Below are 1,722 nucleotides of genomic sequence, written 5' to 3' on the forward strand. Positions count from 1 at the left end.
GGTCCTCGCCCAGCGCCTGCAGCACCGCTGCGGCGCCGGGCTCGGGAAGCTGTCCCAGCGCGGCAATCGCCTGCAGCCTGGCGTCGGTGTCGTCGCTGGCCAGCGGCGCAAGCAGGGCCGGATCCACGCCGCTTGCCGCCGCCGGAGCGGACGCGAGCGGCAAGGACACCAGCCATGCCAGAAGGAAACGACGCAAGTAGAGTGCGATTGCCGCGATGCGCATGGCTGCTGTTCCAAAGGTCGTTAGAGGCCTTGCTTGCCTTCATTTCCCGCGATGTACGGGCTCCAGGGCTGGGCGCGGATCGGACCCTTGCTCTTCCACACCACGCTGAACTGGCCGTCCGCCTTGATCTCGCCGATGTAGACCGGCTTGTGCAGGTGGTGGTTGGTCTGGTCCATCTCGATGGTGTAGCCATCGGGCGCATTGAACTTCTGGCCGCCCATGGCCGCGATCACCTTGTCCACGTCTGTGGTCTTGGCCTGTTCCACCGCCTGCTTCCACATATGGATGCCGATGTAGGTGGCCTCCATCGGATCGTTGGTCACCACCGTATTCGCGTTGGGCAGGTTCTTGGCCTTGGCATAGGCCTTCCACTTCTGGATGAAGGTTTCGTTGACCGGGTTCTTGACCGACTGGAAGTAGTTCCACGCGGCCAGGTGGCCCACCAGCGGCTTTGTGTCCACGCCGCGCAGTTCTTCCTCGCCCACCGAGAACGCGACCACCGGCACATCGGTGGCTTTCAGGCCGGCGTTGCCCAGTTCCTTGTAGAAAGGCACGTTGGAATCGCCGTTGATGGTGGAGATGACGGCCGTCTTGCCGCCGGTGGCGAACTTCTTGATGTTGGCGACGATGGTCTGGTAGTCGGAATGGCCGAAGGGCGTATAGACCTCGTCGATGTCGCTGTCCTTGACACCCTTGGAATGCAGGAAGGCGCGCAGGATCTTGTTGGTGGTGCGCGGGTAGACATAGTCGGTGCCCAGCAGCACGAAGCGCTTGGCGCCGCCGCCGTCTTCGCTCATCAGGTATTCGACGGCGGGTATGGCCTGCTGGTTGGGCGCGGCGCCGGTGTAGAACACGTTCTTCTCGAGCTCTTCGCCTTCGTATTGCACCGGGTAGAAGAGCAGGCCGTTGAGTTCCTTGAACACCGGCAGCACGGACTTGCGCGACACGGAGGTCCAGCAGCCGAAGACAACCGCCACCTTGTCCTGGGACAGCAGCTGGCGCGACTTCTCGGCGAACAGCGGCCAGTTCGACGCAGGGTCCACCACCACGGCTTCGAGCTTCTTGCCCATCACGCCGCCATTGGCGTTGATTTCGTCAATGGTCATCAGGGCCACGTCCTTGAGCGACGTTTCCGAGATCGCCATGGTGCCCGAGAGCGAATGCAGGATGCCGACCTTGATGGTGTCCTCGGCGGCGAGTACCTGCGGCATCCATCCGGACATGGCCAACAGGCTCACGGCGGTCAGTTGCTTAAGGGCTAATCTGCGTTTCATGGTGACTCCTGAATGGAATGTGCCGGCCGCGCCGGCGAGAACGATCTGAAAACACCCGACAACGAGGACCTAAAAGCAAAAGGCATGCCAACCGCGCGCGCACGCACGGTCCGCTATATGAAGGGGGGAAACGACACACGCGCCAGTGAAGGCGGTGCGCGATGCGGCAGGGGCCGATCTGGTGCCGCATGCACAACATGGGTGCGCACGCCGCCCGTTGGCGGT

At 62.9% G+C, this 1,722-nt stretch carries 1 protein-coding gene and 1 pseudogene; both read right to left on the bottom strand.

From position 1 onward, the window contains the following. Positions 1 to 223: pseudogene (locus VIR09_RS16395) on the bottom strand (urea ABC transporter permease subunit UrtB); the annotation flags it as partial. A 20-nt stretch (positions 224 to 243) separates the two neighbouring features. After that, the gene (urtA, locus tag VIR09_RS16400) at positions 244 to 1,497 is read right to left on the bottom strand and encodes an urea ABC transporter substrate-binding protein (RefSeq protein WP_332013831.1); all 1,254 of its coding nucleotides are present in this window, start codon (positions 1,495 to 1,497) and stop codon (positions 244 to 246) included. Positions 1,498 to 1,722: the final 225 nt, after the last annotated feature.

It is taken from the genome of Achromobacter sp. (assembly GCF_036567245.1).
Taxonomy (GTDB): domain Bacteria; phylum Pseudomonadota; class Gammaproteobacteria; order Burkholderiales; family Burkholderiaceae_B; genus Achromobacter.

Bases quoted from the DNA above. Each gene is read 5' to 3' on its own strand.
- urtA (WP_332013831.1), bottom strand. From the start codon at position 1,497: ATGAAACGCAGATTAGCCCTTAAGCAACTGACCGCCGTGAGCCTGTTG.